Below are 26,938 nucleotides of genomic sequence, written 5' to 3' on the forward strand. Positions count from 1 at the left end.
TCCATGTGATCCAGCGCCCGGGCGAGCTGCGCGGAGCGTTCGGCGGCGAGCCGGTCGTACCGTGGCAGCAGGCGCACGGCGACCGCCTGTTCCAGCAGCGGACTGCCGAGGTCGGCGAGGACCTTGCGGCGGCTGAGCCGCAGGGCGATCTCGGAGGGGGCCCGCAGCCACCCCAGACGAAGACCCGCCCATCCGACCTTGCTGAGCGAGTCGACCGTGATGACCTCGGCCCCACGCGGGGCGAACGCGGCGAGCGGCGGGGGCTCGTCCGGCGCCCGGATACCGGTGTAGGCGCTGTCCTCCAGGACGGGGACGCCGTACTGGGCCGCCAGCTCCCCCAGTTCGCGGCGGCGGGCCGCGGACATGAGCGTGCCGGTCGGGTTGTGGTAGGCGGGCATGACGTAGATCAGGTGCGGGGAGTGCTCGGCGATGGCGCGGCGCACGCCGATCGGGTCGATGCCTCGGTCGTCGACGCGGACCGGGAGGAGGCGGGCGCCCCGGTCGCGCATGAGGTCCAAGCAGCCCGCGAACCCGGGGTCCTCGGCGACCACGGGTGACCCCTCGCGAAGGTAGAGCTGTGCGACCAGGGCCACGGCCTGGTGGGCTCCCGTGGTGACCACGATCTGGTCGGGCGTGGTCGGCAGGCCCTGGTCGGTGTAGCGGTCGGCGAGGGCCTGCCGCAGTACGGGGAGCCCGCGCGGATGGTAGGTGTCCTCGGCCATGAGCGCGGGAAGGTCGCGGTCGACCACCTCGCGGACGGCCTCCTCCACGGTCTCCAGCGCTGGGGTGCGCAGGCACGCGACGGAGATGACGCGCGGGGTGTCCCGGAGGAGGTTCTGGTACATCGGGTTGGCGACGCTGCCGGGAGCCCAGCCGTCGGAGGGCACGGGGCCGATCCTGGAGCTGACCCTGGTACCGCTGCCCTGCCTGCTGTCCAGGACGCCCTCCGCCCGCAGGGCGTCGTAGGCCGAGACCACCGTGGTACGGCTGATCCGCAGTGCCGAGGCGAGTGCCCGTTCGGAGGGGAGCCGTTCCCCCGCCACGAGCGTGCCCTCGGTGACGAGCCCGCGCAGCGCGTCCGTGAGCCGCCGGTAGAGCGGACCGCTCGCGGTCGCCCAGGCTCCGAGGCGGTCCACGAGCGTGGCCGCCTGACGAGAAGAGTCCATTTTCCGCTCCATTGGATCTGTTGGCCGTGCCGCCTCGCTCCGATACTGGCATCAGATTCCATCAGTCCACCAGGGCCAAAATGGACCTTTTGATTGCAGTCCACTGAGTATTGGGAGCCCCGATGCAGTCTCTGATCCCGCAGCAGCTCGACCGGTCCGCGCACGCCACGCACCACCCTCTCCCCGCACAGCGCCCCACCGCCGGGCCGACCCCGGCACTCCCGGTCCGCGGTCCGGTACTGGTGGAGGCGCTCACCCTGGCCACGGACACCGGTGACCACCGGGCCCTGGACACGCTGGCCGAGGCGATCAGGGAACGGGCCCGAAGCGCCCCGGGCCACGTCGGAGAGGTCCACTTCCACGACGAGGGGAACCGTCGCCGGACGGTGGCACTGTGGCGCTCCCCGACCGACCTGCGCGACCTCGTGCACGCCGCGCACCCGGACATCCTGGCCTTCCGCGCGGCGACCGGGGCGTTCCCGACCGTGGAGCGCACCCTGTGGTGGGCGGCGGAGGGGACAGCCGAGGTAACGGTCGACGAGGCCGAACGGCGCGCCGCCCACCTGCGCGAGCACGGCCCCGGCGGGTACGCCTTCACCCTGCGCTCCCCGGTCCCCCGCCCGGCCTGACGGGAACCCGACCCGGGCGGTCCGGGAGGCGCGTCCCCTACTCCGCGGTCTCCCGGTAGACGGTCAGGCCGCGCGCCCGGTAGTTGGCGAGCGCGTGCTCACCGTCCAGGCTGCACGTGTGCACCCACACCCTCCGGGTGGGCTCGCGCTCCGGCCACCGCTCGGCGAGGTCCCAGGCACGGCTCAGCGTGAGGGTGAGCATGTGGCCGCCCAGACGACGGCCGAGGAAGCCGGGCATGAGACCGAAGTAGGCGATCTCGACCGTTCCCCCGGGCTGGGCGTCGAGTTCGGCGTAGCCCGCGGGGGTTCCGTGTTCGTACAGGACCCAGGTCTCACTCCCGGGCCGCTCCACCCACTCCCGCCACCGCTGGTCCGACCACGCGAGCCGGTCGGTCCACTGCCAGTCCCCGCCGACCCGCTCGTAGAGGAAGCGACTGAACTCGGGGCCGGGGATCCCGCACCGGGTGAACCGCACGCCGCGTCCGGTCTCGGGTTCGCGCGCGGGGCTCAGCCGGGAGGGGTCGGTCATCTCCAGGTACCAGGTGGTCGTCATCCGACCACTATCCCACCCGCCTGCGGGGGCGGCCCCAGCGGACCTGTCGGTGATCGGGCCGGAGCGAACCGCGTCGGTGGTCACCGGACCGGGCGCCGGGCCAGGAAGACCAGCTCCCTCCCCGGCCGGTCGGGCGCGTCACGGACGTCCTCCACCACGAAGCCCCGCTCGACCAGGTCCGACTCGACCTCCCGCCGCCCACGGAAGCGCAGGGTCGAGTCCGACGTCAGCGTCCGCCCGTCCTCGGCGAACACGTAGGTCCAGCGGAACGTCACCAGCGGCAGCCGCACGTCGGTCACCTCGATCCAGCTCTCGACCGCGCCGGCGCCGGGGACCGCCGTCACCCGGTGGGTGGCCTCGCGGGTCCACCCCTCCCACGCCCGCCTGGCCGGATCCCGCGTCTCGAACACCAGCAGCCCGCCGGGCGACAGCGCCTCGTGGGCGCCCCGCAGGGTCATCCGCCACGCCTCCGCGTCGACGACGGCTTGGGCGACGTTGGCCGTCATCGTCACCAGGTCGACCCGCAGCGGCGGGAGCGCGGACGCGTCACCGTGGATCCACCGCACCCGCTCGGCGCCCGGCTTGGCCCGAGCGACGTCGAGGAAGGCCCGGGCGGGATCGACGCCGACGACCTCGATCCCGCGATCGGCCAGGAGGAGCGCGAACACGCCCGTCCCGCACCCGATGTCCAGCACGCGCCGCGCCGCGGACTCCTCGGCCAGCCGGAGGTAGGCGTCCAGGTCACCGCGGTCCGGGTCGAGGGGATCGTAGATCGCGGCGAGCCGTGGGTGTCCGAAGCACTCGTCAGCCATGGGGCCGGAGGGTAACCGGAGTCGGGCCGACCGGCCACCGGTTTCCACCGTCCGCCGTAGACGGAGTTCCCCCGAAAAACGGTTCGCCTCCTTCGCGGATCCCCGACACCATGGCACACCATGGCGAACTTCGATCTCGTGACCGCCGAGGACGTCCGGCTCATGCAGGGTCTGGCGCAGCGTGTCACCGCCACCCGCCCGGAGCTGGTGAACGGCGACGCGACGTTCGGCGAGCTGGCCTGGAACTGGGGCAGGGGGCACGCCAGCGACGGCGCGGCGTGGCCGCGTCGACTGTGGTTCTCCGGCGGAGATCTGGTGGCGTGGGGCTGGGCCCGTCTTCCGCGACGGGTGCGGCGGAGCGACGGGTCGGTGAAAGACGTCACCGGCGCCGATCTGGTGTACCAGGTCCATCCCGACCACGCCGATCTGGTCGACGAGGTGATCGACTGGTACGAGGCCACGGCGGCGGACCTCGAACGTACGGTGGTGCCGAGCGCCGCCGACGGGTTCGCTCTGCGGCGGTGGGCCGCGCGCGGCTACGTGACCGACCCGGCCTCGCTCGGCGACACCGGGTCCTGGACCCAGTTCAATGAGCGGGACCTCACCGACGTGGAGGAGCCGGTCCTGCCGGCCGGGTTCCGTTTCCGCACCGCCGACGAGGCCGGGCCGCAGGCCGCGGTCCAGGCCCACCTGGACGCCTGGGCCCCCTCCACGTACACGGCCGAGGGCTACCAGGGCGTCCGACGGACCGCCGGGTACCGCGGCGACCTGCACATCCTGGTGGAGGCACCGGACGCGACGATGGCGTCCTCGACGATCATGTGGCTCGACGAAGCGAACCGGACCGCTGAGTTCGAGCCGGTCGGGACGCATCCGGACCACCGGCGTCGGGGGTTGGGAAGGGCGATGCTGCTGCACGGGATGCGTCTGGCGCGGGCGGCGGGGGCCACGCACGCCACGGTCGCCTGCCTGGGCGCGCCGGGGCACCCCCAGGCGCGCGGACTGTACCGCGGCCTCGGGTTCCGGGAGCTGACGCGGGACGCGCCGCTCATCAAGACCAGGGCCTCGGGTTGAGGTTCCCGGAGATCGGGCCCGGCCGCGCGCGACGCCCCGGCACGAGAGCCACCCCTATCCACCGTTCCGGGCACGGCCCGCGTCCCAGACCCCGCCCAGGGCCGGGGCCAGACTCCGCCGGGCCACCTCCGCGAACTCCCGCGCGGCCGACCGCCCGCTGCCCTCGGGCACCGCGCCCACCAGGTCACCCGCGCCCATGGTCGGCAGATCGGTGAGGTTGCACCGCGTCGCGAGGTCGGGGCGCTCGGGCCACGCGCCCACCACCACCCCGGCCGGGACCAGGCCTCGAGCACGCAGCGCCTCGGCGGTCAGCGCCGTCGCGTTCAGCGTGCCCAGGTCGGGGCGCGCCACCACCAGGACGGGCGCGGAGAGGGCCACGGCCACGTCGGCCAGCGTCCGGCCCTGCGGGTTCAGCCGTACCAGCAGCCCGCCCGCGCCCTCCACCAGGACCAGGTCGTGGTCGCGCTCCAGCTCACGCACCGCCCCGGCCACTCGCCGGACGTCCAGCGGCTCGGCACCGCAGCGCACGGAGGCCGTCGCCGGGGCCAGCGGCTCCGGATAGCGCACCACCTCCACCGCGGTCACCCCCGGAGCCAGACGCACCACCTCGTCCACGTCACCGGCCTCCCCGGGCCCCACTCCGGTCTGGGCGGGCTTGACCACCGCCACCCTCCGGCCCTCGGCCCGTGCGAGCGCGGCGACGGCGGCCGTGACGACGGTCTTGCCGACCTCGGTTCCGGTGCCGGTCACCACCAGGACGCTCATCGCGCCCCCAGCGAGGCCTCGGCCGCGGCGACCATCCCCGCCGCGATCACGGCGACGTCCTCGTCCGTGCTCACGTAGGGCGGCATGGCGTACACGTGGTTGCGGAACGGCCGCAGCCACGCCCCGGCCGCCACCGCCGCCCGCGTCGCCTCGCGCATCCGCACCGGCTCCTCCAGTTCGATCACGCCGATCGCCCCGAGAACCCGCACCTCGCGCACCCCGGGCAGACGCCCGGCCGGGGCGAGCCCCTCGCGCAGCCCCGCCTCGACCCGGGCCACATCGCCCCTCCAGTCTCCGTGGGTCAGGAGTTCCACCGACGCCAGAGCGGTCGCGCAGGCCAGCGGGTTGCCCATGAAGGTGGGGCCGTGCGCGAGCACCGGCACCTCGCCCTCCGCGATCCCCCGCGCCACCCGCGCGGTGCACAGCGTCGCCGCGAGCGTCATGTAGCCGCCGGTCAGCGCCTTGCCCAGGCACATGACGTCGGGGGTGACGCCCGCGTGGTCGGCGGCGAACAACTCGCCGGTGCGCCCGAAGCCCGTCGCGATCTCGTCGAACACCAGCAGCAGACCGAGGTCGTCGGCGATCCGACGCAGCTCCCGCAGGTACCCCGGGTGGTGGAAGCGCATCCCGCCCGCGCCCTGGACCACGGGTTCGACGATGATCGCGGCGAGTTCGTCGGCGTGCTCGCGCGCGAGCCGCTCGAACCCGGCCACGTACCCGGCGTCGGGTTCGGTGTCGAAGCCCGCGGGCGGCGCGGGCGCGAACACCTGGCCGGGGAGCACGTCCCCCCACAGGGAGTGCATGCCGCCGTCGGGGTCGCACGCGCTCATGGCGTGGAACGTGTCCCCGTGGTAGCCGCCGCGCCAGGTGAGGAACCGGCGCCGCTCCGGGCATCCCGTCGAGCGGTGGTACTGGAGGCACATCTTCATCGCGACCTCCACCGACACCGACCCCGAGTCGGCCAGGAACACGTGGTCCAGCGCCTCAGGCGTGATCCGCACCAGGGCGTCGCCGAGCTCGGCCGCCGGGGCGTGCGTGAGTCCGCCGAACATCACGTGGCTGAACGCCGCCAACTGGTCGCGCGCGGCCGCGTCCAACCGGGGGTGGCGGTAGCCGTGGATGGCCGACCACCACGAGGACATCCCGTCGACCACCTCGCGGGTCCCGTCCCGCGACCACAGCGTGAGGCGCACGCCCTCGGCGTCGGTGACCACGTACGGCCGTTCGGCGGCGGGCACGGTCGTGTAGGGGTGCCACAGGCGGGCGCCGTCGAGGGCACTGACCCGCGCGGGATCGACCGGGCGCCGCGGGGGCGTGTGCTCGGTGGAGCTCATGGGTGGTTCTCGGGGCCCGGGGTGGACCCCTTCCTCCTCACGGTGGTGTGGGCGTGGGCGTCGGACCGTCGCGGCACCCCATTGTTCACGGACCGGACCAGCGGGGGCCCGTGTGGTCCTACCAGGATTCCGCACGGAAGTTTGTGGGCTTTCACGGGTGACGCGCACCCCCCGAGAACGGCAGAGTCGTAGACGCCTCCCTGGCACACATGGACCGGACCGACCCAGCGGGATTGGCCGCCGCTGGGTCGGTCCCGCCAGGTGGAGGCGGTCCGCGTGACGTACGGCGCCAGGCGCGCCCTTCCCGTTCCCGCCCCGGTGCCCGGACGCCCGGCTTCGACCAGAGGAGAACCCCCGCTCGTATGGAACGCCTCGCGAACGCCACCGTCACCGCTCCCCCGCGCCCCTGGCCGCTGCGGGCCACGAGCCCGACGAGGACCGCGGGCACCAGCGGTGACCAGCGGACGGACACCCCCTTCGCCTGGCTGGACGGCGCGGCACGACGCAGGGCGAAGGCGGGTCTGACCCGGCGCACCGTGCCCCGGACCGCCCGCGACGACCGTCTCGACCTGGCGGGCAACGACTACCTCGGACTGATGCTGCATCCGGAGGTGGTGGGGGCCGCTGCCGAGGCCGCCCATGTGTGGGGGGCCGGGGCGGGCGGGTCACGCCTGGTCACCGGGGACACCGAGCTCCACGGGGAACTGGAGCGCGAGCTCGCCGGTTTCTACGGCGCCGAGGCCGCGCTCGTCTTCTCCTCCGGCTACGCGGCCAACCTCGCCATGGTCACCGCGTTGGCCGCACCCGATCCCGAGGGCGACACCGCTCCGCTCGTCGCGAGCGACCGCTACAACCACGCCTCCCTCATCGACGCCACTCGTCTGGCCAAGGGCTCCGGGGCACGGGTCGCCCTCTTCGACCACGCCGACCCCGACAGCGCGGCGGGCGCGCTCGCCGGTGCCCGGGACCGCTCCCTGATCCTCAGCGACACCGTCTTCTCGGTCGACGGCGACCTCACCGACATCCCCGCCCTGGCCCGGACGGCCCGCGCGCACGGTGCCGCCCTGCTACTCGACGACGCGCACGGGCTCGGCGTCGTCGGTCCGGGTGGCCGGGGCGCCGCGGCCCTGTCCGGGCTGTGCGGGGCGGAGGACGTCGTGGTGTCCGTGACGCTGTCCAAGTCCCTCGGTTCCCAGGGCGGCGCGGTGCTGGGACCGCGCCGGGTGATACGGCACCTGGTGGAGACGGCCCGTACGTTCGTCTTCGACACCGGCCTCGCCCCCGCCGCGGCGGGGGCGGCGCTGGCGGCCCTGCGGGTGCTGCGCGATGAGCCCGAACGGGCCGACGCGGTACGCGCACGCGCGCTGGGCCTCGCCGACGGGTTGCGCGCGCGGGGGATGGAGGTCAGCACCCCGGACGCGGCGGTGGTGTCGGTCGTGGCCTCCTCTCCGGAGGAGGCGGTGGCCTGGCGGGGCGCGTGTCTGGAGGCGGGTGTGCGGGTCGGGTGCTTCCGTCCGCCGTCGGTCCCGGACGGCCGGTCGCGCCTGCGGCTCACCGCGCGGGCGACGCTCACCGAGGCTCAGGTCCGGTACGTCGTGGACGTGATCGCGGCGAACCGCCCCGGTTCGTAGATCTTTTCCCGTCCACCGCCAGGGGACGTGTCCCCACGGGGTGACACGACCCGACCGTACCCAGGCGGACGGTCCGTGCCGGTCCCCGAACCTCGGGAGCATCCTGAGGATCGCTGGACTGCCCCGGTTTCACGTGGATTGGCCGACACAGGCCGACCACCGTGGGAACGGTAGTCTGACGCTTGCACAGGACCCGTTCGGACGTGGGAGGCGGAAGCGGCAGTGCCAGCCCGTGGTGACCACCCATCAACCCCCGAGCACCGCGAACCCGACGGCGAGACGACCGCCTCACCCGCCGAACCGGACGAACCCACCGAGGACGTCGGGGGGTCCGGCGCGGACGGTCGGGCCGCCCAGGCCGAGAGGACCGGTCCGGGCGATGACGAGCCCCGGCCGCGCGGCACCAGACGCCAAAGACGCGCCCGCGTCGTCCTCATCACCGCCGCCGTCCTGGTCGTGACTCTGGTGGTCACCCTGGTCGTGCCCGCCAGCCGGAGCGGACTCCTCCAACTCTGGTGCGAGGCCACGGGAGGTGTCTGCCCCACCGAGGAGCTGCCACCGATCACCGAGGACGAGGAGGTCGACTGGCGCGTGCGACTGGAGCCGCGTGAGGCCGCCCTGTGGGGCAACTACGTGGCTCTGGGCGACTCCTACTCCTCGGGCGACGGCGCGGGCGACTACGATCCGTCCACCGCCGAGCCCGGCGGCTGCTGGCGCTCCGAGCACGCCTACCCACGGGTGATCGCGGAGGAGTTCTCCTTCACCGGGGCACTCGCCTTCTACGCGTGCAGCAGCCACAAGGGGGCGGACATGCTCGCCGAGATCGGCACCCCGGAGTCGCAGCTCGAACGGGTCACCGAGCACACGTCCCTGGTCACCGTCGGCATCGGCGGCAACGACCTGGGGTTCATCCCCGTCCTGCGCACCTGCATCGTACGCATGCCGCTCCTGGAGAGCGGGGTGTGCACCGCCCAGGAGGACCAGATCCTCGAACGGATGGACCGGTTCGAGGAGACCCTGACCGAGATCCTGGGCGAGGTCCGCGACCGCGCCCCCGATGCCAGGATCCTCGTCCTCGGCTATCCGCGGCTGTTCCCGGAGGAGCCGCCGAGCATGTACTACACACTGACCACGAGCGACCAGACCTGGCTGAACTCGGTGGGAGAGCGGTTCAACGACCGCATCCGCGACGTCGTCTACCGGGTCGACGGCCAGATCTACGGTGGCCGGGACGTGGGCAGTGTCGAGTACGTCAACGTCTTCTCCGCGCTGACGGGGTTCGAGGTCAGCGCGGAGAACGCGTGGCTGAACGGCATCGTCCTCGGCCGTCTCGGCGAGGGGGTGCGGGTGGATCGCGCGAGTTTCCACCCCACCGCCCAGGGACAGCTGTCCATCGCCGAACGCGTGCGACTCCAGATCGAGGAGGGCCCGGAACGGGCGCTGTACGTGGCTCAGGAGACCCTGGACAACGTCAACGAGGATCTGCTCGCCGCCGAGCTCGGCGGCCCCTACGACCGCCCCGGGGCCTCGGCCTCCGACGCGCCGTCCCCCGGGGGTGACGGTGACGGGGAGGAGACCGGGGCCCCGGCCGCCGACGACTAGTCGGTGTTCTTCGGGTCCTCCGCCTCGCTTCGGACCGTGTTCGGGCGCCCGAGAGGCAGGGGCGCCTGCCCGCCCGTCGCCCTCCACCACCCTCGACGGACGCCTGGCGGCGCGGTTCTTCCTCTGGCCGCGCCCACCGCTCGTTCCTCGCCACGCGGCCCGCCTCGTCCTGCGGCACCCTGCCGGCACCCGAACGACGACCCCCTCGAGTGACCGTTCCGGGAAACGGGCCCCAGGCGTCTTCCGCGGACACGCCCGGCGACCGGCGAAGCGGAGGTCCGAGACGGACACGGACCTCCGCGGCGCTACCTGCCCGCCTTGAGCTCGGCGAGCACCTCACCGAACCGGTCCAGCCCCCAGTTGAGGTCCTCCTCGCTGATCACCAACGGCGGGGACATCCGCACCGTCGAGCCGTGGGTGTCCTTGACCAGCACACCATGCTCGGCCAGGCGCTGGCACAGTTCCTTGCCGGTGCCCAGCGCGGGGTCGACGTCCACACCCGCCCACAGGCCGATACTGCGGGCCGAGACCACACCGTCGCCCACGAACTCCTTCAGCCTCCGGGCGAGCACCTCACCCAGCCTCCGCGCGTTCTCCAGGTACGGCCCCTCGGTCAGCATCGTGACCACCGTGCGCCCCACGGCCCCCGCGAGCGGGTTGCCGCCGAACGTGCTCCCGTGCTGACCGGGCTGGATGACACCGAGCACGTCCTCGTCGGCGACCATGGCCGACACCGGCAGGATGCCGCCGCCCAGCGCCTTGCCGAACAGGTAGGCGTCGGGCACCACCCCGCTGTGCTCGCACGCCCGGATGGTCCCGGTCCTGCCCAGGCCCGCCTGGACCTCGTCGGCGATGAACAGCACCCGGTCGCGGTCGCAGATCTCCCGAACGCGGGGCAGGTAGTCCTGCGGGGGAACGATCACGCCCGCCTCGCCCTGCACCGGCTCGATCAGCACCGCCGCGGTGGTCTCGTCGATCGCGTCCTCGATCGCCTGCGCGTCCCCGTACGGCACCGACCGGAAGCCCGGCGTGTACGGTCCGAAGCCCGTCTTGGCCTCGGGATCGGAGGAGAAGGAGATGATCGTGGTGGTGCGCCCGTGGAAGTTGGCGCCCGCCACGACGATGGTCGCCTTGTTCTCCGGTACGCCCTTGACCTCGTAGGCCCACTTGCGGGCCACCTTGATACCGGTCTCCACCGCCTCGGCGCCGGTGTTCATCGGCAGGACCCGCTCTTTGCCGACCATGTCGGCAAGAGCGCTGACCCAGGGTCCGAACTGGTCGTTGTAGAAGGCCCGGCTGGTGAGTGTCACCCGGTCCAGCTGCCGGTGCGCCGTCGCGAGAAGGTCGGGGTTGTGGTGCCCGAAGTTCATGGCCGAGTACCCGGCCAGACAGTCCAGGTACCGGCGTCCCTCCACGTCGGTCACCCAGGCTCCCCGGCCCTCGGCGATCACGACGGGCAGGGGTGAGTAGTTGTGCGCGGACCGTGTCCGCGCGAGCTCGATGTGTTCCTCACTGGAGAGTGCCTGTCCGTCGGGGTTTCCGACGGAGTCCTGCTGACCCAGGTTGCGGGTGTTACTCATCTAGCCGCTCCGATCACCATTGACCGATGTCAGACAGTAGATACCCACCAACGGGCCCGGTAGAGCCCGGCGGCGGAGGTCCCCAAGAGTTGAGCAGATGATCCGGTGAGCACACAAGAGGTAAGGCAGATCACAGTTGCGCCCCAGCGCCCGAAACCCGGTCGCGCGCCGCGCCGCGAGCCCGGTGAGCGGGGGTCTCGACACGAGGCGTGACCTGCGAGGAGTACCCAGGTGACGCGCTCCACAGCCCCGACCGCGATCGGCCCCCGCCCAGCGGGGTACGGTCGGCTCATCAGCCACCCCGCCGCGGAGGTCGGGGCGTCGTGTGACGCCCGGCCGAGGTCGGCCCGAGACCCGTTCCAGGGAGGTCCGGCGTGCCCACCCCAGCGTCCCCCGACGCCCCCTTCTCCCTCCCCCGCCTCCTCACCGCCGTGACCGAGGCCGTCCCCGACCGCGTCGCACTCGTCGCCGGCCCCCGCCGCCTCACCTACCGAACCCTGCACGACCGCTCCGTCCGGTTGGCGGCGCACCTGGTCGGAGCAGGTGTGCGCCCCGGTGAACACGTGGCGATCCTGGCGTTCAACCGGGCCGAGTGGGTGGAGTCCTTCATCGGGGTGCTGCGCGCGGGCGCCGTTCCCGTCAACGTGAACTACCGCTACGTCGCGGGCGAGCTGCGGCACGTGCTGTCGGACTCCCACGCGGTCGCGCTGATCGCGGAGGACTCCCTGGCCGCCAAGGTGACCGCGGTCCGCCCCGACCTGCCGCGCCTGCGCCACGTCGTCCTGATCGAGGACGGCGGTGCGCGCGACGCCGACCTCGACGGGACCGACTACGAGCGGGCCCTCGCCACCGCCTCCGCTGACACGGCACTCCTGCCCGCCACCTCCGGGGACGACCACTACCTCCTCTACACGGGCGGCACGACCGGATACCCGAAGGGGGTGCTGTGGCGGCAGGCCGACATCTTCCGCGCGGCCCTGGAGCGGCGCGCCCCGGGTGAGCCGCGCGCCCGGACCCCTGAGGACGTCGCCGAACGCGCCGCGCGGTGCTTCCCCCAGCGGATGCTGGTCCTCGGACCGCTGATGCACGCGGCCGGGCAGTGGAACGCACTGAGCATGATGCTGTGCGGCAAACGCGTGGTGCTCTCGACCGACCGCAGCTTCCACCCGGACCGGGTCCTGGAGTTGGCGCACCGCGAGGGCGCGCACGTGGTCCAGCTGGTCGGGGACGCGATGGCGCGCCCGCTCGCCCGGCACCTGCTCACCGAGCCCGGGCTGTGCCCCGAACTGACCTCCGTGCGCTCCGGCGGGACGCCGCTCACCCCCGCGGTCCGGGCCCTGTGGCAGGCCTGGCGCGAGGACATCGCCCTGGCCGACGCCTACGGCGGGTCGGAGACGGGCGTGTGCGGGTCGGCGACCGCGCCCGAGGGCCAGAAGCGCGAGGGGGACGGTGACGGCCGCAGCTTCACCATGGGGGGCAGCATCGCGGTGCTGGACGACTCCCTGCGCCCCCTGGTGCCGGGGTCGACCCGGGTCGGCCGCATCGCGCGCACCGGCCGGATCCCCCTGGGCTACTACAACGACCCGATCGCGACCGCGCGGACCTTCCCCGTCGACGCCGACGGTCGGCGCTGGGCCCTGTCGGGCGACTACGGGACCCGGGGACGGGACGGTTCGGTCATGCTGCTGGGCCGGGGCAGTGTCGTCATCAACACCGCCGGGGAGAAGGTCTACCCGGAGGAGGTGGAGGCGGTCCTCAAGGCGCATCCGCTGGTGGAGGACGCGATCGTCGTCCCCGCTCCGGACGAGCGGCTCGGCCAGCGGGTGACCGCACTGGTCTCCCTGGCCCCCGGAGCCGAACTCGGTGCCGCCCAGCTGCGCGCGCACTGCCGGGGGCGCCTGGCCGGGTTCAAGGTTCCGCGCAGCGTGCACGTCGTGGACAGGGTCCGCCGGACGGCGGTGGGCAAGCAGGACTACCGGTGGGCGGCCTCGGTCGCGCGAAAGGACACGGGAACGGCGGGATCCGCCGGGGCGGCGCCGGAACACGCCGCTTTCTGACCCCCGCCGCACCGAGGCCACGGCCACGGAGACCGCCGAGGAGACCGACTCCCGTGGGAGTTTCCGCGTGCCTCAGCACCGCGGGGCGCGGTGGTCCGCACCACCGCGTGACGACGCCCCATATTTCGGCTACCAAGACAATGACTGTGCAGGCAGCCGAAACCTGGTTTCAGGCCTACCGCGGGCGCTCTGCACAGCCACCCGCGCCGCTAGACTGACCACGCCCGGCCGCCCCGAATCGCCCCACACCCGGTTCCGGACCACTCGGTGGACCTTCCCAGGGGATCAGCACGTCGGACCGGGCGACGGTCGGGTCCAGGACCCCGCGAGACAATCCCTTCACGCCACCGTCACCCGGTCGAGGGTGGGTACGGTGACACCACTAGGACGGAGGACGGCGCGCCCCCTCCCGGAGTTTCCGGGCCCGCGCCCCACAACTCAGATGGCCAAGTCAGTAGGCTCCTTCATCTTCAACGCGGTGCGCGGCGGGGCCGTGGGCACCTCAGAGGCCCTGCCCGGGATCAGCGGCGGCACGGTCGCGCTCATCGTCGGCCTGTACGACGACCTGATCGGCGGCGCCGGCCACATGGTCAGCGGTATCAAGCGCTACGTCACCGACGTCCCGCGCGGCCGGGGCAAGGAACGCGCCCAGGAGCAGTTCCGCCTCGTGAACTGGAGCGTACTCGTCCCGGCGCTCGTCGGCATGCCCGTCGCGCTCATCCTGGCCCTGCTCCTCATCGCGCCGCTGGTCGAGGAGCACACCCAGTACGCCCACGCCGTCTTCTTCGGACTGGTGCTCGCCTCCCTGTGGGTTCCCTACTCCGGCTCGGGCAAGCCCTGGAAGGCCTGGCACTACCTCGTCGCTCTGGTCTTCGCCGCCGTGGCCTTCTCACTGACGGGGCTGCCCGGCGCGAACCTGCCCGTCCACCCGGTGGTCGTCTTCCTCGTCGCCTCCGTGGCCGTCTGCGCCCTCGTCCTGCCCGGGGTGTCGGGTTCGTTCATCCTGGTCACCGTCGGCCTGTACGTACCCACCAAGGACGCGGTGGCCGGCCTCGACCTCGTCTACATCGGCGCCTTCGCCCTGGGCGCGATCACCGGCCTGTCCCTGTTCGTGAAGCTCCTCCAGTTCCTCCTGGAGAACTTCCACCACATCGCCCTCGTCGTCCTGACCGGCCTCATGGCCGGTTCGCTGCGCGCCCTGTGGCCGTGGCAGACCGAGGAGCGCGAGATCCTCCCGATGACCGAGATCCCGCTGACCGTGACCCTCATGGTGGTCGGGTTCCTCATCGTCGTGGCCGCCGTCGTCTACGAGCACCGCAAGAAGGCCAGGACGGGGACCACCCACCAGCACCACTCCGCCCCGGTCCACTAGGGTCGGGACGCACCATTCCACGTCCGGGGCGATGACGCCCCGACGGCGCGGGGTGCCGGGAAGCCCCCGGCTGAGAACAGACCCGTCGAACCTGCCCTAGTTAGTACTAGCGAAGGGACGCCCATGAGCGCGTACAACATCGTGTCCGTCGCCGGAAGCGACCCCAGCGGCGGCGCGGGGATCCAGGCCGACCTGAAGGCGTTCTCCGCGCACGGCACCTACGGGATGACCGTCATCACCGCCCTGACCGCGCAGTCCACGCGGGGGGTGACCGGTGTCCACGGCGTCCCGGTGGACTTCGTGACCCAGCAGATGGACACGCTCTTCACCGACGCCACCGTCCATGCGGTCAAGGTCGGGATGCTCGCCACCGCCGAGATCACCGAGGCGGTGGCGGACGCGATCGTGCGCCACGAACTGCCGAACGTCGTGGTGGACCCGGTGATGGTCGCCAAGAGCGGTGACCGGCTGTTGGAGTCCTCGGCGGTCAAGGCGCTGCGCACGCTGCTGCTGCCACACGCGGACCTGATCACCCCGAACCTCCCCGAGGCAGCGGACCTGCTGGGCGAGCCCGAGGCCGCCGACCTGGCGACGATGCGCGCCCAGGCCGGGCGGCTGCTGGAGCTGGGACCGCGCCGGGTCCTGCTCAAGGGCGGCCACCTGGCTGGGGAGGAGAGCGTCGACGTCCTCGTCTCCCGGGACGCCGAGCCCGTCGAGTTCCGGGCCCGGCGGGTGGCCACGCGCAACACACACGGCACGGGCTGCACCCTGTCCTCGTCGATCGCCGCGCTCCTGCCGCAGCGATCCGACACCGCCACCGCGATCGCCGACGCCAAGGCGTACCTGACGGAGGCGATCCGCCGCGCCGACGAGGTCGACGCGGGTGGCGGCCAGGGCCCGGTGCACCACTTCCACCCCTGGTGGTAGCGAGCACAGTCACCCCTGGTGACAGCGAGCACCATGACACACGGCAAGGGGGCCGCGCCCGGCGCGGCCCCCTCGTCGTGTTCCCCGGAAGAGCCGGTCCTACCTGCCCTTGCTCACGTCGTCCATGACGGCGTCCGGGTTCTTCCAGTCGGGGTGGGCGAAGAACTTCCGGGTCTCGGCCACGACGACCGGCGACAGCAACAGGAGCCCGATGAGGTTGGGCAGTGCCATGAGCCCGTTGGCGATGTCGCTGAACAGCCACACCGGGTCCAGCGCGGCGACCGATCCGACGTAGATGACGGCGATGAACACCAGACGGTAGGGGAGGACGAGCTTGCGCCCGGCGAGGAACTCCACGCACCGCTCGCCGTAGTACGCCCAGCCGAGCAGGGTGGTGAAGGCGAAGACCGCGACGGCGATCGCCACGACGTAGGTGCCGACCGGAGCCAGTCCGGGGCTGATCGACCCGAGTCCCTGGGTCAGGGCGTCCGTGGTCAGCAGTGAGCCGTCCTGGCTGTTCTCTCCCCGCCAGGCCCCGGTGGTGATGATGACCAGGCACGTCATCGTCACCACGATGATCGTGTCGATGAAGGTCTGGGTCATGGAGACCATCGCCTGGCGGACGGGCTGCCTGGTCTTGGCCGCCGCGGCGGCGATGGCACCGGTGCCCAGGCCCGACTCGTTGGAGAAGATACCGCGCGCGAAACCCATCTGGATGGCGAGCATGACACCCGCTCCGGCGAACCCGCCGCCCGCTGCCGTGCCGGTGAACGCGTCGGTGACCACGAGCTGGAGCGCCGGAAGGATGCCCGCCCAGTTCACGATGAGGATGATCAGGGCGATACCGATGTAGGCGACGATCATCAGGGGCACCAGAGCGGAGGCCACCCGGCCGATGCTCTTGATACCGCCGAGGATGACGGAACCCGCGAGGACCATCAGGATCAGGCCCACCATCCACGGCGCCAGCGGCGTGATGTTGGTGACCTGCTGCGACACGGCGTTGGCCTGGGTGCCGTTGCCGATGCCGAACGCCGCCACCGCGCCGAACACCGCGAAGGCCACGCCCAGCGTGGTACCGAGCCCGCCCGGCAGACCGTACTTGAGGTAGAACATCGGTCCGCCGCTCTGCTCACCCTTGTCGTCGGTGCGGCGGAACATGACGCCCAGGAGCGCCTCGCTGTACTTGGTCGCCATGCCGAAGAAGCCGACGATCCACATCCAGAACAGGGCGCCCGGGCCGCCCACCCCGATGGCGAGGGCCGCGCCGGCGATGTTGCCGACACCGACGGTGGCGGCGAGCGCGGTGCTCAGGGCCTGGTAGTGGGAGATGTCGCCCTCGACGGACGCGTCCTCCTTACGCCGAACGAAGGCCAGCCAGAGGGCGTGGGGCAGCCGGAAGAGCTGGAGCAGCCGCAGGCGGACGGTCAGGAACACGCCGACGCCGAGCAGCAGGGGGATGAGGACGTACGGTCCCCAGATGATCTCGCTGACGAGGCCAGCCATGTCGAGGAGTTGATCCATGTGGGGATCTCCCTATCACGATCAGGTACCGGGGGATGGTCGTGTGCCCGCGGTCAGCGGGAGCCGCCCTTCCCGAGGGAACGGTGCCCACCAGGCCGGGACACCCAGGGGTGGTGTCAGGCTTGCAGCGGTTCGTCACGATGGCGTCACGGCCGCCCGTCGCAACCGTTGCGACCGCGCGCCCTACGAGTCCGCGGATCCGTCGGCCTGAGCCGACGCGAGCCTGCTGAGAGCGGCGGGGGGCGGNCCCGGCCCACCGCGATGCCCAACAGGTAGGTGGTGAGGGGGGCCGCGGGGCGCGCCACCGAGTGGGCGGCGTCCCTCGCCAGGTCGAGGACGCGGTCGACGTCCGCCTTGTCCACGGGATCGTCCCCGGTCAGGTCCAGCTCGGCGCGGACCAACTCCGCCCATTCCACGAGGGTCACCGAACGACTCCCTAGAGTTTTACTACGGCTACGGAAGGCGATCCTATCCATCGTCGGGCCACCCGTTGGCCACCCGATCGCTCGCCCCGTGTCACCGCGCGCTCGGCGAAACCACGTCCGGCCTTCGGTCCCGGTTCCCCGGGGACCCCACGGGGGTTCACCCCTCGACCCTAGCGTCGGAGGTAGTCATCCCCCTTGCGTTGGGAGCTCTGCTCATGGCCCCGGACCACCCGTCTCCCTCCACCGCCCTCCGACCGCCCTCCCCCGCTCCGTTGCGCGTGGCGATCGTGACCGAGTCCTTCCTCCCCCAGGTCAACGGCGTCACCAACTCCGTGTGCCGGGTCGCCGACCTGCTCGCCGCCGAGGGCCACCAGGCGATGGTCCTGGCTCCCGGCCACGGTCCCGCCTCCTACGCCGGTTTCCCCGTCATCCGCATGCCCTCCCTCCCGTTGCCCTTCTACCGGGATTTCTCGGTGGGGCTCCCGGCCCGCCGCACGATGACCGCCGCCATCCGCGCCTTCGCGCCCGACGTCCTGCACCTGGCCTCACCCGCGCTGCTCGGGCACGCGGCCGTGGAGGCCGCCCGCCGTTGGGCCCTGCCGACCGTGGCCGTGTTCCAGACCGACCTGGCCGGGTTCGCCGGCCGGTACGGGCTGCCCGGCGGTCAGACCGTGTGGCCGCTGCTCCGCCGGGTGCACTCGGCCGTCGACCGCACCCTGGTGCCCTCCTCGGCCACCACGCGGACCCTGGCCGAGCACGGTTTCCCCCGGCTCCACCTGTGGCAGCGCGGCGTGGACACCCGGCGTTTCTCACCCGAGCACCGCGACGAGGAACTGCGCCGTCGTCTCGCTCCCGGCGGCGAGACGATCGTGGGCTACGTCGGCCGCCTCGCCAAGGACAAGCGTGTGGACCTGCTGGCCCACGTGGCCCGGCTGCGCGGAATCAAGCTGGTGGTCGTGGGGGACGGCCCGGAGCGCGCCCGTCTGCGCCGCCGCCTGCCCGAGGCCGTGTTCACCGGACAGCGGACCGGGGACGACCTGTCCCGCCTCTACGCGTCCATGGACGTGTTCGTGCACACCGGCGCCGACGAGACCTTCTGCCAGGCGGTACAGGAGGCTCTGGCCTCGGGTGTCCCGGCGGTGGCGCCGAACTCCGGCGGCCCCGTGGACCTGGTCGTCCCCGAACGCAACGGGCTGCTCTACTCCCCCGACTCCGTGCGCGAACTGCGGGTCGCGGTGGGACGTCTGGCGCACAACCGGCAGGTACGTGAGCGGATGGCGGCCGCGGCCCGGCCGTCGGTGGCACAACGCACCTGGGAGGCGATCGGCGCGCAGCTGACCGACCACTACCGGTCGGTGATCGCGCCGAGCAGGGAACTGGCCAGGAGCGGAGGCCGTCATCCCTCCGGCGGCGTCGGGAGCCTCCCGCACGGCTCCCTGTCCGACGCCATCGGTACCTGATCGTCCCTGGGCGTGTGCCGAGGCACGCCCGGGCGGACCGGACTGCCAACGCGAGGGACCTCCCCCAGGGAAGCCCCGGGGGAGGCCGGTGGGACGCGTCCGCCTCGCCCCCTTCACGTGGCGGGCGCGGTCCGGGTCCTCAGCAGTACAGTGGCTCCGCTCCGCTCTGCGGCTCGGGAACGACGGCGGTCGGCGCCCCTTCGAGCAGAGAGTCGAGGACCTCTTCCAGACGTTCCAGGTGCGCGCGGATCCACGGCAGGGCCAGCGGATCCGTGGCGGCGAGCGCGGCGTACCGGCGCTCCTCGGTCTCGCCGTACAGCAGGCTGGTGGCGACCCGCGCGCGAAGGGCCTCGGGTCCCTCACCGAACTCGGCGGCGGGCAGGACTCCCATCCCGTACCGTTCCAGAAGCAGCCCGGTGAGTTCGGGCCCGGTGGTCACCCCGTGCAGGGCGGCCAGCCGTTCCCGGTGCGGCTCGAAGTCGGGGTAGAGGTAGAAGGCCGCGCGCGGGGTGGCGACCGCGGTCCCGGCGCGGACGAACACGTCGGTGACGGCCTGGGCGACGAGTCCGTGCAGGCGGCGACTGCGACCGATGTGGTCGACCAGTTCGGTGGGTTCGGTGAACGCGTGCGCGGCGGCCGCCTGGACGGGGGCGGCCGGGCTCGACCAGATCTCGCTTGCCACGCCGAGCAGACCGCCGCGCAGTCGGTGGCCGATCTCGGAGTCGGGCAGGCGCAGGACACCGATCCGCCAGCCGCCCAGGGCCAGGTTCTTGCTCAGGCCGCTGGAGACGACGGTGCGCTCGGGCGCGTACTCGGCGGGGCTGCGTACCTCGGTCGGCGTCTGGCCGGACGCGGCGGGGTGGACGAGATCGCGGTAGATCTCGTCGGAGATGATGACGAGGTCGAGTTCGCGAGCCACCTCGGCCAGGCGACGTACCGTGTCCGGCCTGGCCACGGTACCGGTGGGGTTGTCGGGCAGGGTGACGATCACGGCGCTGACGGTGCGACCCTGTTCGCGGGCGCCGGTGACGGCCGCGTGCAGCAGGTCGGGCTGTGGCAGGCCGCCCTCCCCCGTAGCCGTCGGGACCATGAGCGGCCGCTGTCCGAGCAGGCGGCTCTGCGCCGCGTAGCTCACCCAGCTGGGAGCGGCGATGGCCGTGTCCCCACCGATCTCCATGAGGAGGCTGTACAGCAGTGGTTTGCTGCCGGGACCGGCGATGACCATCTCGGGGTCGGTGGGCAGTCCGCGCCGGCCCCAGTACCCCGCGGCCGCCTCGCGCAGGGCCGCCGTTCCGGCGACGGGGCCGTAGGCGTTGGCGCCGTTTCCGGCGGAGAGCTGGTCCCGCAGAACCGGGTGAACCGGGAGCCCGGCCTCGCCGAAGCCGAGCGGCAGGACGCGCACCCCCTGGCGTCGTTTCTCTGCGAGGGCTTCGTTGACGGCGAGCGTCGCGGACACAGTGGCGGTCATGAAGGACTCATCTCCGGCTCATGATCTGGCGCTTGACCGCGCCGTGAGGTGACGGTCTGTCACTGTTCAGCTTGCCCGCGTTGCCCCATCAGCACAAGCGAGTCTTTTCGATGGTGAGCGTAAGCTGAACTTATGCTCGACCTTCGGCGTCTCCAGTTGCTCCGTGAGTTCAGCGTGCGGGGCACCATCGCGGCCACGGCCGCAGCCCTGGGCTACACCCCCTCGGCCGTGTCACAGCAACTGGCCACCCTGGAGCGGGAGACGGGGGTGGCGCTCCTGGACCGTTCGGCCCGGGGCGCCGAACTGACCGACGCCGGGCGGCTCCTGGTCGTCCAGGCCGAGGAGATCCTCGCGTTGGTGGAGGCCACGGAGTCGGTGCTGGCCGAGCAGGTGGACGTCGCGGTCGGCGTGGTGACGGTGACGGCCTTCCCGACCGCGGCCGTGGCCTTCGCGCCGCTGCTCGCCCCCGCGCTGCGCGCACACGAGGGCATGCAGCTGGTGCTGCGTCAGACCCTGCTCGCGACGGGGACCGAGAAGGTGCGCTCGCGCGAGGTCGACATCGCCCTGGTCGACGACTGGACCGGACAGCACCCGGGTCCCGGCCCGGAGAGCGGACTGCGCCACGTCCACCTGCTGCGCGACCCGCTGGTACTGGCCGTTCCCGAGTACCACCGGTTGGCGGACCCGGAGGAGCCGCTGGAGCTCGAAGGCCTGCTCGGCGAGTCCTGGATCGTGGCTCCGGAGGGCGAGCGGTCGCGCTACGGGACGGACCGGCTGTTGGCCGAGGTGGGCGGGCTGCCGGGCGCGGCCTGGGAGTTCGAGGGGTTGGGAACCATCCTGAGCCTGGTCTCCCGAGGTATCGGCATCGCGGCCGTTCCCGCGCTGGCCATGGTGGGTGCTCCGGGCGGACTGGCCTTTCGGCAGCTACCCGAGTCGCCGCCGGAGCGGCACGTGTACGCGGTGCTGCGCCCGGCGACGCTGCGCCGTCCGGCGGTGCAGGTCACGCTGGCGGCGCTGCGGGACGCCGCCGCCGAGGTCGGGGATCGCCTGTCCGGACACGGGCCGACCGTGCGGGGTCCCGTGCGGGACATGTGAGTGGTCAGGTCCCGCGCGGGCGGCCCGGCGTCCGAGAGGTCACAGATCGCGCCTGCGGCGGCGGGTCCGGTCGATGCGTCGACGCAGGCGGCGGCAGACGTGGAGTGCGCGGTCCCGGTGGTCCCTGGCGTTCCACCAACGGGCGTAGGCCTCCAGCCGCCTCCGCCGCAGGGCTTCGAGTTCGGCCTCCATACGCACGACCCGGTGTTCCAGGTCGATGCGTTCTCGCTCGAACTCGGACATGTCTCGCTCGTGGGTGCTGGCCTCCCGTTCGGCGCTGATCAGCCGTTCGGTGAGGCCCTCCGTCACGTTGCCGCCGCGAACGGTCCAGCCGACCCCGGCCCGCCCGCTGATGCCCTCGAACCACACATTGTCAGGTATTTCCTGATCAGCGCCGAGTTCACTGATCACCTCGCAAAGAATGCGGAAAGTGACATAACGGACATCATTTGGCTACATTCGCCCTCCTCAGGCGGCGATGACCCGCTCCACGCGCACGGGTGCGGGCACCGCGGCTCCGAGGCTCGTGTACACGGCCTCGAAACGCTCCAGCGACCGGCGCTGATCGTGCCGTAGGGCGATCTCCCGGCTCGCCGCGCCCATGGCACGACGCCGGTCGTCGGGGCCCAGGACGGTGAGCAGGTGCTCGGCCAGTGCGGCCACGTCACCCGCCGGGAAGAGGAAACCGTTGCGCCCCTCCTCGACCAAGTGCGGCAGCGCCATCGCGTCAGCGGCCACCACCGGCAACCCCGTGGACATCGCCTCCAGCGTCGCGATGCTCTGAAGCTCCGCGACACTCGCGATCGCGAACACGTCCCCCGCCGCGTAGACCAGCGGCAGGTCCTCGTCCGGGACGAAACCGAGGAAGCGCACGCGGTCGGCGATCCCAAGGCCCGCGGCGAGCGCGCGCAGTTCCTGCTCGCGCTGCCCGGTCCCGGCCAGGACCAGCTGCGCGTCCCGCTCCGACACCACGCGCGCCAGGGCACGGATCGTATCGTCGATCCGCTTCTCCACGTCGAGCCGACCGACGAAGACGACCGTGTCGCGGTCGGGCAGCCCGAACCGGGCACGGGCCGCCGCCCGTTCCCCCTCCCGGGGATGGAACCGCTCCAGGTCGATCCCGCAGGAGATGGCCTCCACCGCCCGGGCGAACCCCTTCTCCCGCAACAGGCGGGCGGCACGGGGGGTCGGCGTGGTCACGTGGTCGGCCGCTCCCGCCACACGCACCATGTCACGCCAGGCGACCGACCCGGCCACCGAGTGGACGCCCTGGGGCAGGTGGGCGTGCGCGTACAGGTTGTCCGGCATGAAGTGGTTGGTGAACACGACCGGCACCCCCACCGCGCGAGCCCGGCGCAACGCGGTCCGGCTGACCGTGAAGTGACTCTGCACGTGGACGACGTCCGGGTCCAGACGTGCCACCAACCGCGCCGTGTGGCCGCCGATACCCAGGGGGACGGCCATACGCATCGACTCCTGGAGGGGGATGGGGGCCGACCGCAGGCGGTGCTCGGTCACGCCGCCGTTGGCGGTCACGTAGGGATCTCCCAGGTCGGAGGGGCAGACCACGTGGACCCGGTGCCCCCGCCCCGCCAGTCCCTCGGCCAGGCGGTGGGTGAAGTACCCGGCGCCGTTGACGTCGGGCGGGTAGGTGTCCGTGGCGATGAGCACGCGCAGCACACGGTTGGTCTGGGCCATGGCAACTCCTTCAACGGGTACGGGTACGGGCATCCTTCGGCGCGCGCCCGGCGACCCCGGCGGCCTCGGGGTTGCGGTGGCGCGTCCGGGCGAGGGCGATGGTTCCGGCGATCGCGAAGGCGGCGAAAGCCGCGGCCCCCACCTGCGCGGTGGCGGTCTCGGGCGTCCCCTCACCCAGGAGGAACGCGCCGATGGCCACACCGACGACGGGGTCGGTGATGAGCAACGTGGCGTAGGCCGCCGCGAAGTGGCCGGTCCGGTAGGCGTTCTGCATGAGCAGGGCGCCGAAGACCGCGGTGAGCACGGCGAGCGGGGTCAGCCAGCCGACCAGGGCCGTCCAGTCGTCGAGGACGTTGGCGGCGATGACGCGTGCCAGGCCGGAGGTGGTGCCCATGGCCGCCCCGCCCACCAGGGCGAGCAGCAGGGCACGCGCACCGCTGGGAATCCAGTCCGCGGTGAGGTACACGGCGAGCCCGAACCCGAGGGAGGCCCCGGCAAGGACGAGCGCCGTCGCGACCCCCATGGCCGGTGTGTCCGACCCGTGGGGGAACAGCCACAGGACACCCACGAGTCCCACCATGACGAAGGCTCCGGCGGTGATCTGCCAGGCACTCACCCTCTGGTGGTTGAACAGGGCCGACAGGACGATCGCGAACAGCAGACCGGTGACACCGATCGGCTGGATGATGGTCAGGGGGGCGCCGCTGAGGGCCACCAGGTGCAGAACCGAGCCCAGGACCGCCGCCCCGCTGCCGACCAGCCACCGGGGCTGGCGCAACAGGTGCAGCAGGAACCCGGCCCGCGCGACCTGTCGCCCCGGGGCACGGACCGCGTCGCGTTCCTGGAGCGCGGAGCCGAGCGCCAGGGTGAAGGCCCCCGCCACGGCGATGAGGACGGACCACGTCATCGGTGCCACCGCCGCCGGGCGGTCGTCGCCGACACTCGGCGTCGTGACCTCATCGTCGCATCCCCTGACACTCGGTCCCGTCCCTTCGCCCCGCGGGCTCCGGATCCAGGACGTGTTCCGCGAACACGTCCTGGCCACCACGTTACGGACGGGCCCTCCGGGTCGGCGATAACGGCAACCCCCGTCCGCCGGGTAGTGCTCGCCCCACCCCGCTTCGGGGGCCGCACACTGCGCCCTCGCCCGACGGCGGCGCTCCCTCCCAGGTCAGACCAGTCGCATCCACCCGCACAGCGCATCAGGGTCCACGCCGGTCTCGGGTCGGCGGGGTCCGCGCGACCAGGACGGGACGCGGTGACCGCCGCCCCTCCGAGAGCAGGCATCGGTCGGTCCGGCGCCCCCTCGGGCACGGCGGACGAGCGCACCCTCGGGGGTGCGCCCCAGGGCACGTGCGTGGCAGGATGTCCATTATTGGTCTAGACCGGATAGGAGCAGTTCCCCGTGCCTGACACTTCCGCCCCCCACCTCGACGACCGGCCGTTGATCCCACGCCCCGAACAGGCGGTTCCGGGCGATTCCGGCGGATTCACACTCACCACGGCCACCAGGGTGTCCGCCGACCCCGAGGCTCGGGGAACACTGGCGTGGCTCCAACGTGAACTCGGCGCGTCGACTGGCCTTCCCCTGAGCACCGGGGACGAGGACGACGCGCGGATTCGGCTCAGCGTCGACCCCGGAGCCGGACTCGGCCCGGAGGGCTACCGGTTGATCGTGGACGAGGAGGGCGCCATCGTCGTCGGCCACGACCCGGCCGGCGTCTTCTACGGCGCCCAGACCCTGCGCCAGCTGCTGCCGGCCGACGCCTATCGCGGCGCACCGCTCGACGGTGTGGAGTGGACCCTGCCCGCAGCGCGCGTCACCGACGCCCCCCGGTTCCGCTGGCGCGGCGTGATGCTGGACGTGGCGCGGCACTTCCTCCCCAAGCGCGAGGTGCTGCGGTTCATCGACCTGCTGGCCGCGCACAAACTCAACGTCCTGCACCTGCACCTGACCGACGACCAGGGGTGGCGGGTCCAGATCCGGCGGTACCCGAAGCTGACCGAGGCCGGTGCGTGGCGCACCGAGAGCCAGGTGGGCGGCACCACGCCCCCCGTGTTCGACGGGCGCCCCCACGGCGGGTTCTACACCCAGGACGACATCCGCGAGATCGTCGCCCACGCCGCGGCCCGCCACATCACGGTGGTCCCGGAGATCGATGTCCCCGGCCACTCCCAGGCGGCCATCCACGCCTACCCCGAGCTGGGCGAGAGCGGGCTGATCCCGGTGTGGACCCGGTGGGGGGTCAACGACAACGTCCTGGCCGTCACCGACGGCGTCCTGGACTTCTACAAGAACGTGTTCGACGAACTGCTGGAACTGTTCCCGAGTACGTACGTGCACGTGGGCGGCGACGAGTGCCCCAAGGCCCAGTGGAAGGACAGCGAATCCGCCCAGCGGAGGATCCGCGAGGAGGGGTTGGCCGACGAGGACGGGCTCCAGAGCTGGTTCATCCGCCAGCTCGACGATCACCTGACGGCGCGGGGGCGCAGGCTGCTCGGATGGGACGAGATCCTCGAAGGGGGTCTGGCGCCGGGAGCGACGGTGATGTCCTGGCGCGGCCAGGAGGGCGGACTGGCCGCGGCCCGGGCCGGGCACGACGTGGTCATGGCCCCGACCGCGACGTCCTACCTCGACTACAAGCAGTCCGACTCCCCCGACGAGCCGGTCCCGGTCGGCACGCTCCTGCGCACCGAGGACGTCTACGCGGCCGAGCCCGTCCCCGGGGGCCTGACCGAAGCGGAGGCCGAGCACGTCCTGGGCGCCCAGGTCAACGTGTGGACCGAGCACATCGACTCGCCCCGCGGGCTGGACTACATGGTGTTCCCGCGCGCGGTCGCCTTCGCCGAACAGGTGTGGTCCTCCGGCGACCGCGACTACGCCGAGTTCGAGCCCCGGCTGCGCGGGCACCTGGACCGGCTGGACGCGGCCGGGGTGGAGTACCGGCCGCTGGACGGACCGCGGCCGTGGCAGAGCCGGCCGGGTGTCGGCGGCTGGTGATCCCGTACCCCCGGCGGCCGCGCACCCGGGCCGCCGGGACTGGGGCTCACGGTCCCGGCCGGGCTCAGAAGTAGGTGGCGACGACGTCCACGACCGTGTCCTGGTCGTCCACCACGGGGATCACCCGCCAGCGGTCGAAGGCCGTGCACGGGTGGGAGATCCCGAAGGAGACCAGGTCACCGGGGGCCACACCCAGTTCGGGCGGGATCCGCAGGTAGGCGTGGTGGTCGTTGAGCCCGGTGACCTCCACGCCCGTGGCCGCGACGGTCCCGCCGTCGGCGCGCCGTAGCGCTCGGGGGATCGGGAAACCCTGGTCGTGGTTGGCCTCGCGGCGGCCCAGGGCCGCGATGGCCAGCCCCTCCTCCGGCACGGACACCACCCGTGCCCACAGTTCCAGCGCCCCCTCCAGCGTGCCGGGCCCTTCGGGGAGGCGGCGGTAGGGGGTGGTGCGGCGGTAGAGCCCGTCGTCGTGCGCGACGTAGGCGCCGCTGCGCAGGATCGGAAGGACGTCCTCACGACCGCCGAGCTCCTCGGCGACCAGGTCGAACCACGCGCTGCCGCCCACCGACAGCACCGGCCGCTCCAGTCCGTGCTCGGCGGTGATCGCCGCGGCGTCGCCTCCCAGGTCTCGGAGGAACGCGCGCACGGCGTCGGCATCGTCGCCCAGAGGGCCCTCGTAGCCCGCGACCCCGGCCAGTTCCAGGCCGGGCTCGGCGACCACGGCGCGCGCCACGGCGAGAAGGTGCTCGCGGGTGCGGCAGCCGG

22 protein-coding genes, 1 pseudogene and 1 riboswitch are annotated in these 26,938 nt (G+C 72.6%); of the genes and pseudogenes, 10 read left to right on the forward strand and 13 right to left on the reverse strand.

From position 1 onward, the window contains the following. Positions 1-1,166: aminotransferase-like domain-containing protein (locus D471_RS0111640; RefSeq protein WP_017598779.1), on the reverse strand; the 1,166-nt coding region annotated here is incomplete at its 3' end. Positions 1,167-1,288: 122 nt separating this feature from the next. Here D471_RS0111640 and D471_RS0111645 point away from each other — a divergent pair. Next, on the forward strand, positions 1,289-1,795 hold the full coding sequence (locus tag D471_RS0111645; RefSeq protein WP_017598780.1) for a DUF3291 domain-containing protein: 507 nt from the start codon (positions 1,289-1,291) through the stop codon (positions 1,793-1,795). Positions 1,796-1,832: 37 nt separating this feature from the next. Here D471_RS0111645 and D471_RS0111650 read toward each other — a convergent pair whose 3' ends face one another. Together D471_RS0111650 and D471_RS0111655 are read right to left on the reverse strand one after the other, a co-directional pair. Further along, positions 1,833-2,348 carry a GNAT family N-acetyltransferase gene (locus D471_RS0111650; RefSeq protein ID WP_017598781.1) on the reverse strand — a complete coding sequence of 172 codons (516 nt, stop codon included), beginning with the start codon at positions 2,346-2,348 and terminating at the stop codon, positions 1,833-1,835. 80 nt (positions 2,349-2,428) lie between these two features. Next, a complete protein-coding gene (locus tag D471_RS0111655) occupies positions 2,429-3,160 on the reverse strand; it encodes a class I SAM-dependent methyltransferase (RefSeq protein ID WP_017598782.1) in 732 nt (243 codons plus the stop codon). 120 nt (positions 3,161-3,280) lie between these two features. Between D471_RS0111655 and D471_RS0111660 the strand changes: the two genes are divergently transcribed. Then, the gene (locus D471_RS0111660; protein WP_017598783.1) at positions 3,281-4,234 is read left to right on the forward strand and encodes a GNAT family N-acetyltransferase; all 954 of its coding nucleotides are present in this window, start codon (positions 3,281-3,283) and stop codon (positions 4,232-4,234) included. Between the two features lie 54 nt (positions 4,235-4,288). Here the strand turns inward: D471_RS0111660 and bioD are convergent, their stop codons facing one another. Beyond that, the gene (gene bioD, locus D471_RS0111665) at positions 4,289-4,999 is read right to left on the reverse strand and encodes a dethiobiotin synthase (RefSeq protein WP_017598784.1); all 711 of its coding nucleotides are present in this window, start codon (positions 4,997-4,999) and stop codon (positions 4,289-4,291) included. Then, positions 4,996-6,333 carry an adenosylmethionine--8-amino-7-oxononanoate transaminase gene (locus D471_RS0111670; RefSeq protein ID WP_017598785.1) on the reverse strand — a complete coding sequence of 446 codons (1,338 nt, stop codon included), beginning with the start codon at positions 6,331-6,333 and terminating at the stop codon, positions 4,996-4,998. The genes bioD and D471_RS0111670 overlap by 4 nt, the downstream gene beginning before the upstream one ends. Before the next feature lie 362 nt (positions 6,334-6,695). On the opposite strand from D471_RS0111670, the gene D471_RS0111675 reads away from it, so the two are divergent. Together D471_RS0111675 and D471_RS0111680 are read left to right on the forward strand one after the other, a co-directional pair. After that, the gene (locus D471_RS0111675; RefSeq protein ID WP_017598786.1) at positions 6,696-7,964 is read left to right on the forward strand and encodes an 8-amino-7-oxononanoate synthase; all 1,269 of its coding nucleotides are present in this window, start codon (positions 6,696-6,698) and stop codon (positions 7,962-7,964) included. Between the two features lie 222 nt (positions 7,965-8,186). Beyond that, on the forward strand, positions 8,187-9,566 hold the full coding sequence (locus D471_RS0111680; protein ID WP_017598787.1) for an SGNH/GDSL hydrolase family protein: 1,380 nt from the start codon (positions 8,187-8,189) through the stop codon (positions 9,564-9,566). A gap of 305 nt (positions 9,567-9,871) precedes the next feature. On the opposite strand, the gene rocD is transcribed toward D471_RS0111680, so the two are convergent. Continuing rightward, on the reverse strand, positions 9,872-11,146 hold the full coding sequence (gene rocD, locus D471_RS0111685; RefSeq protein ID WP_017598788.1) for an ornithine--oxo-acid transaminase: 1,275 nt from the start codon (positions 11,144-11,146) through the stop codon (positions 9,872-9,874). Positions 11,147-11,520: 374 nt separating this feature from the next. Here rocD and D471_RS0111690 point away from each other — a divergent pair, with 374 nt between their 5' ends. From D471_RS0111690 to thiD, 3 genes are all read left to right on the forward strand, one after another. Beyond that, entirely contained in the window at positions 11,521-13,203 is a 1,683-nt protein-coding gene (locus tag D471_RS0111690) for an acyl-CoA synthetase (protein ID WP_017598789.1), read from the forward strand. A 442-nt stretch (positions 13,204-13,645) separates the two neighbouring features. Beyond that, the gene (locus D471_RS0111695) at positions 13,646-14,575 is read left to right on the forward strand and encodes a DUF368 domain-containing protein (protein ID WP_017598790.1); all 930 of its coding nucleotides are present in this window, start codon (positions 13,646-13,648) and stop codon (positions 14,573-14,575) included. A 38-nt stretch (positions 14,576-14,613) separates the two neighbouring features. After that, positions 14,614-14,710, forward strand: a riboswitch (TPP riboswitch). After that, positions 14,699-15,502, forward strand: a complete 804-nt coding sequence (gene thiD / locus D471_RS0111700; protein WP_017598791.1) for a bifunctional hydroxymethylpyrimidine kinase/phosphomethylpyrimidine kinase — start codon at positions 14,699-14,701, stop codon at positions 15,500-15,502. (Overlaps the previous riboswitch by 12 nt.) Before the next feature lie 99 nt (positions 15,503-15,601). Here the strand turns inward: thiD and D471_RS0111705 are convergent, their stop codons facing one another. Together D471_RS0111705 and D471_RS41740 are read right to left on the reverse strand one after the other, a co-directional pair. Beyond that, complete coding sequence (locus D471_RS0111705; RefSeq protein WP_017598792.1) at positions 15,602-17,026, reverse strand: alanine/glycine:cation symporter family protein; 1,425 nt, start codon at positions 17,024-17,026, stop codon at positions 15,602-15,604. Positions 17,027-17,172: 146 nt separating this feature from the next. After that, a complete protein-coding gene (locus D471_RS41740; protein ID WP_449406563.1) occupies positions 17,173-17,502 on the reverse strand; it encodes a DUF6457 domain-containing protein in 330 nt (109 codons plus the stop codon). Positions 17,503-17,666: 164 nt separating this feature from the next. Here D471_RS41740 and D471_RS0111715 point away from each other — a divergent pair, with 164 nt between their 5' ends. After that, on the forward strand, positions 17,667-18,911 hold the full coding sequence (locus D471_RS0111715) for a glycosyltransferase family 4 protein (RefSeq protein WP_017598794.1): 1,245 nt from the start codon (positions 17,667-17,669) through the stop codon (positions 18,909-18,911). 139 nt (positions 18,912-19,050) lie between these two features. Here the strand turns inward: D471_RS0111715 and D471_RS0111720 are convergent, their stop codons facing one another. After that, positions 19,051-20,379, reverse strand: coding sequence for a pyridoxal phosphate-dependent aminotransferase (locus tag D471_RS0111720; protein ID WP_017598795.1), 1,329 nt, complete (start codon positions 20,377-20,379; stop codon positions 19,051-19,053). A gap of 132 nt (positions 20,380-20,511) precedes the next feature. Between D471_RS0111720 and D471_RS0111725 the strand changes: the two genes are divergently transcribed. Next, complete coding sequence (locus D471_RS0111725; protein ID WP_017598796.1) at positions 20,512-21,474, forward strand: LysR family transcriptional regulator; 963 nt, start codon at positions 20,512-20,514, stop codon at positions 21,472-21,474. A gap of 39 nt (positions 21,475-21,513) precedes the next feature. Here D471_RS0111725 and D471_RS0111730 read toward each other — a convergent pair whose 3' ends face one another. The 3 genes from D471_RS0111730 to D471_RS0111740 all read right to left on the reverse strand — a co-directional run bounded on the left by D471_RS0111730 (position 21,514) and on the right by D471_RS0111740 (position 24,079). Next, a complete protein-coding gene (locus tag D471_RS0111730; RefSeq protein ID WP_017598797.1) occupies positions 21,514-21,843 on the reverse strand; it encodes a hypothetical protein in 330 nt (109 codons plus the stop codon). A gap of 99 nt (positions 21,844-21,942) precedes the next feature. Continuing rightward, positions 21,943-23,172 carry a glycosyltransferase gene (locus tag D471_RS0111735; protein WP_017598798.1) on the reverse strand — a complete coding sequence of 410 codons (1,230 nt, stop codon included), beginning with the start codon at positions 23,170-23,172 and terminating at the stop codon, positions 21,943-21,945. Between the two features lie 10 nt (positions 23,173-23,182). After that, positions 23,183-24,079: a DMT family transporter gene (locus tag D471_RS0111740; protein WP_017598799.1), complete on the reverse strand. Its 897-nt coding sequence runs from the start codon at positions 24,077-24,079 to the stop codon at positions 23,183-23,185. 498 nt (positions 24,080-24,577) lie between these two features. Between D471_RS0111740 and D471_RS0111745 the strand changes: the two genes are divergently transcribed. Next, a complete protein-coding gene (locus D471_RS0111745) occupies positions 24,578-26,173 on the forward strand; it encodes a beta-N-acetylhexosaminidase (protein ID WP_017598800.1) in 1,596 nt (531 codons plus the stop codon). 64 nt (positions 26,174-26,237) lie between these two features. Here D471_RS0111745 and D471_RS0111750 read toward each other — a convergent pair. After that, positions 26,238-26,938 (reverse strand): annotated as a pseudogene (locus D471_RS0111750) (alanine racemase); the annotation flags it as partial.

Source organism: Nocardiopsis lucentensis DSM 44048 (assembly GCF_000341125.1).
Lineage (GTDB): Bacteria > Actinomycetota > Actinomycetes > Streptosporangiales > Streptosporangiaceae > Nocardiopsis > Nocardiopsis lucentensis.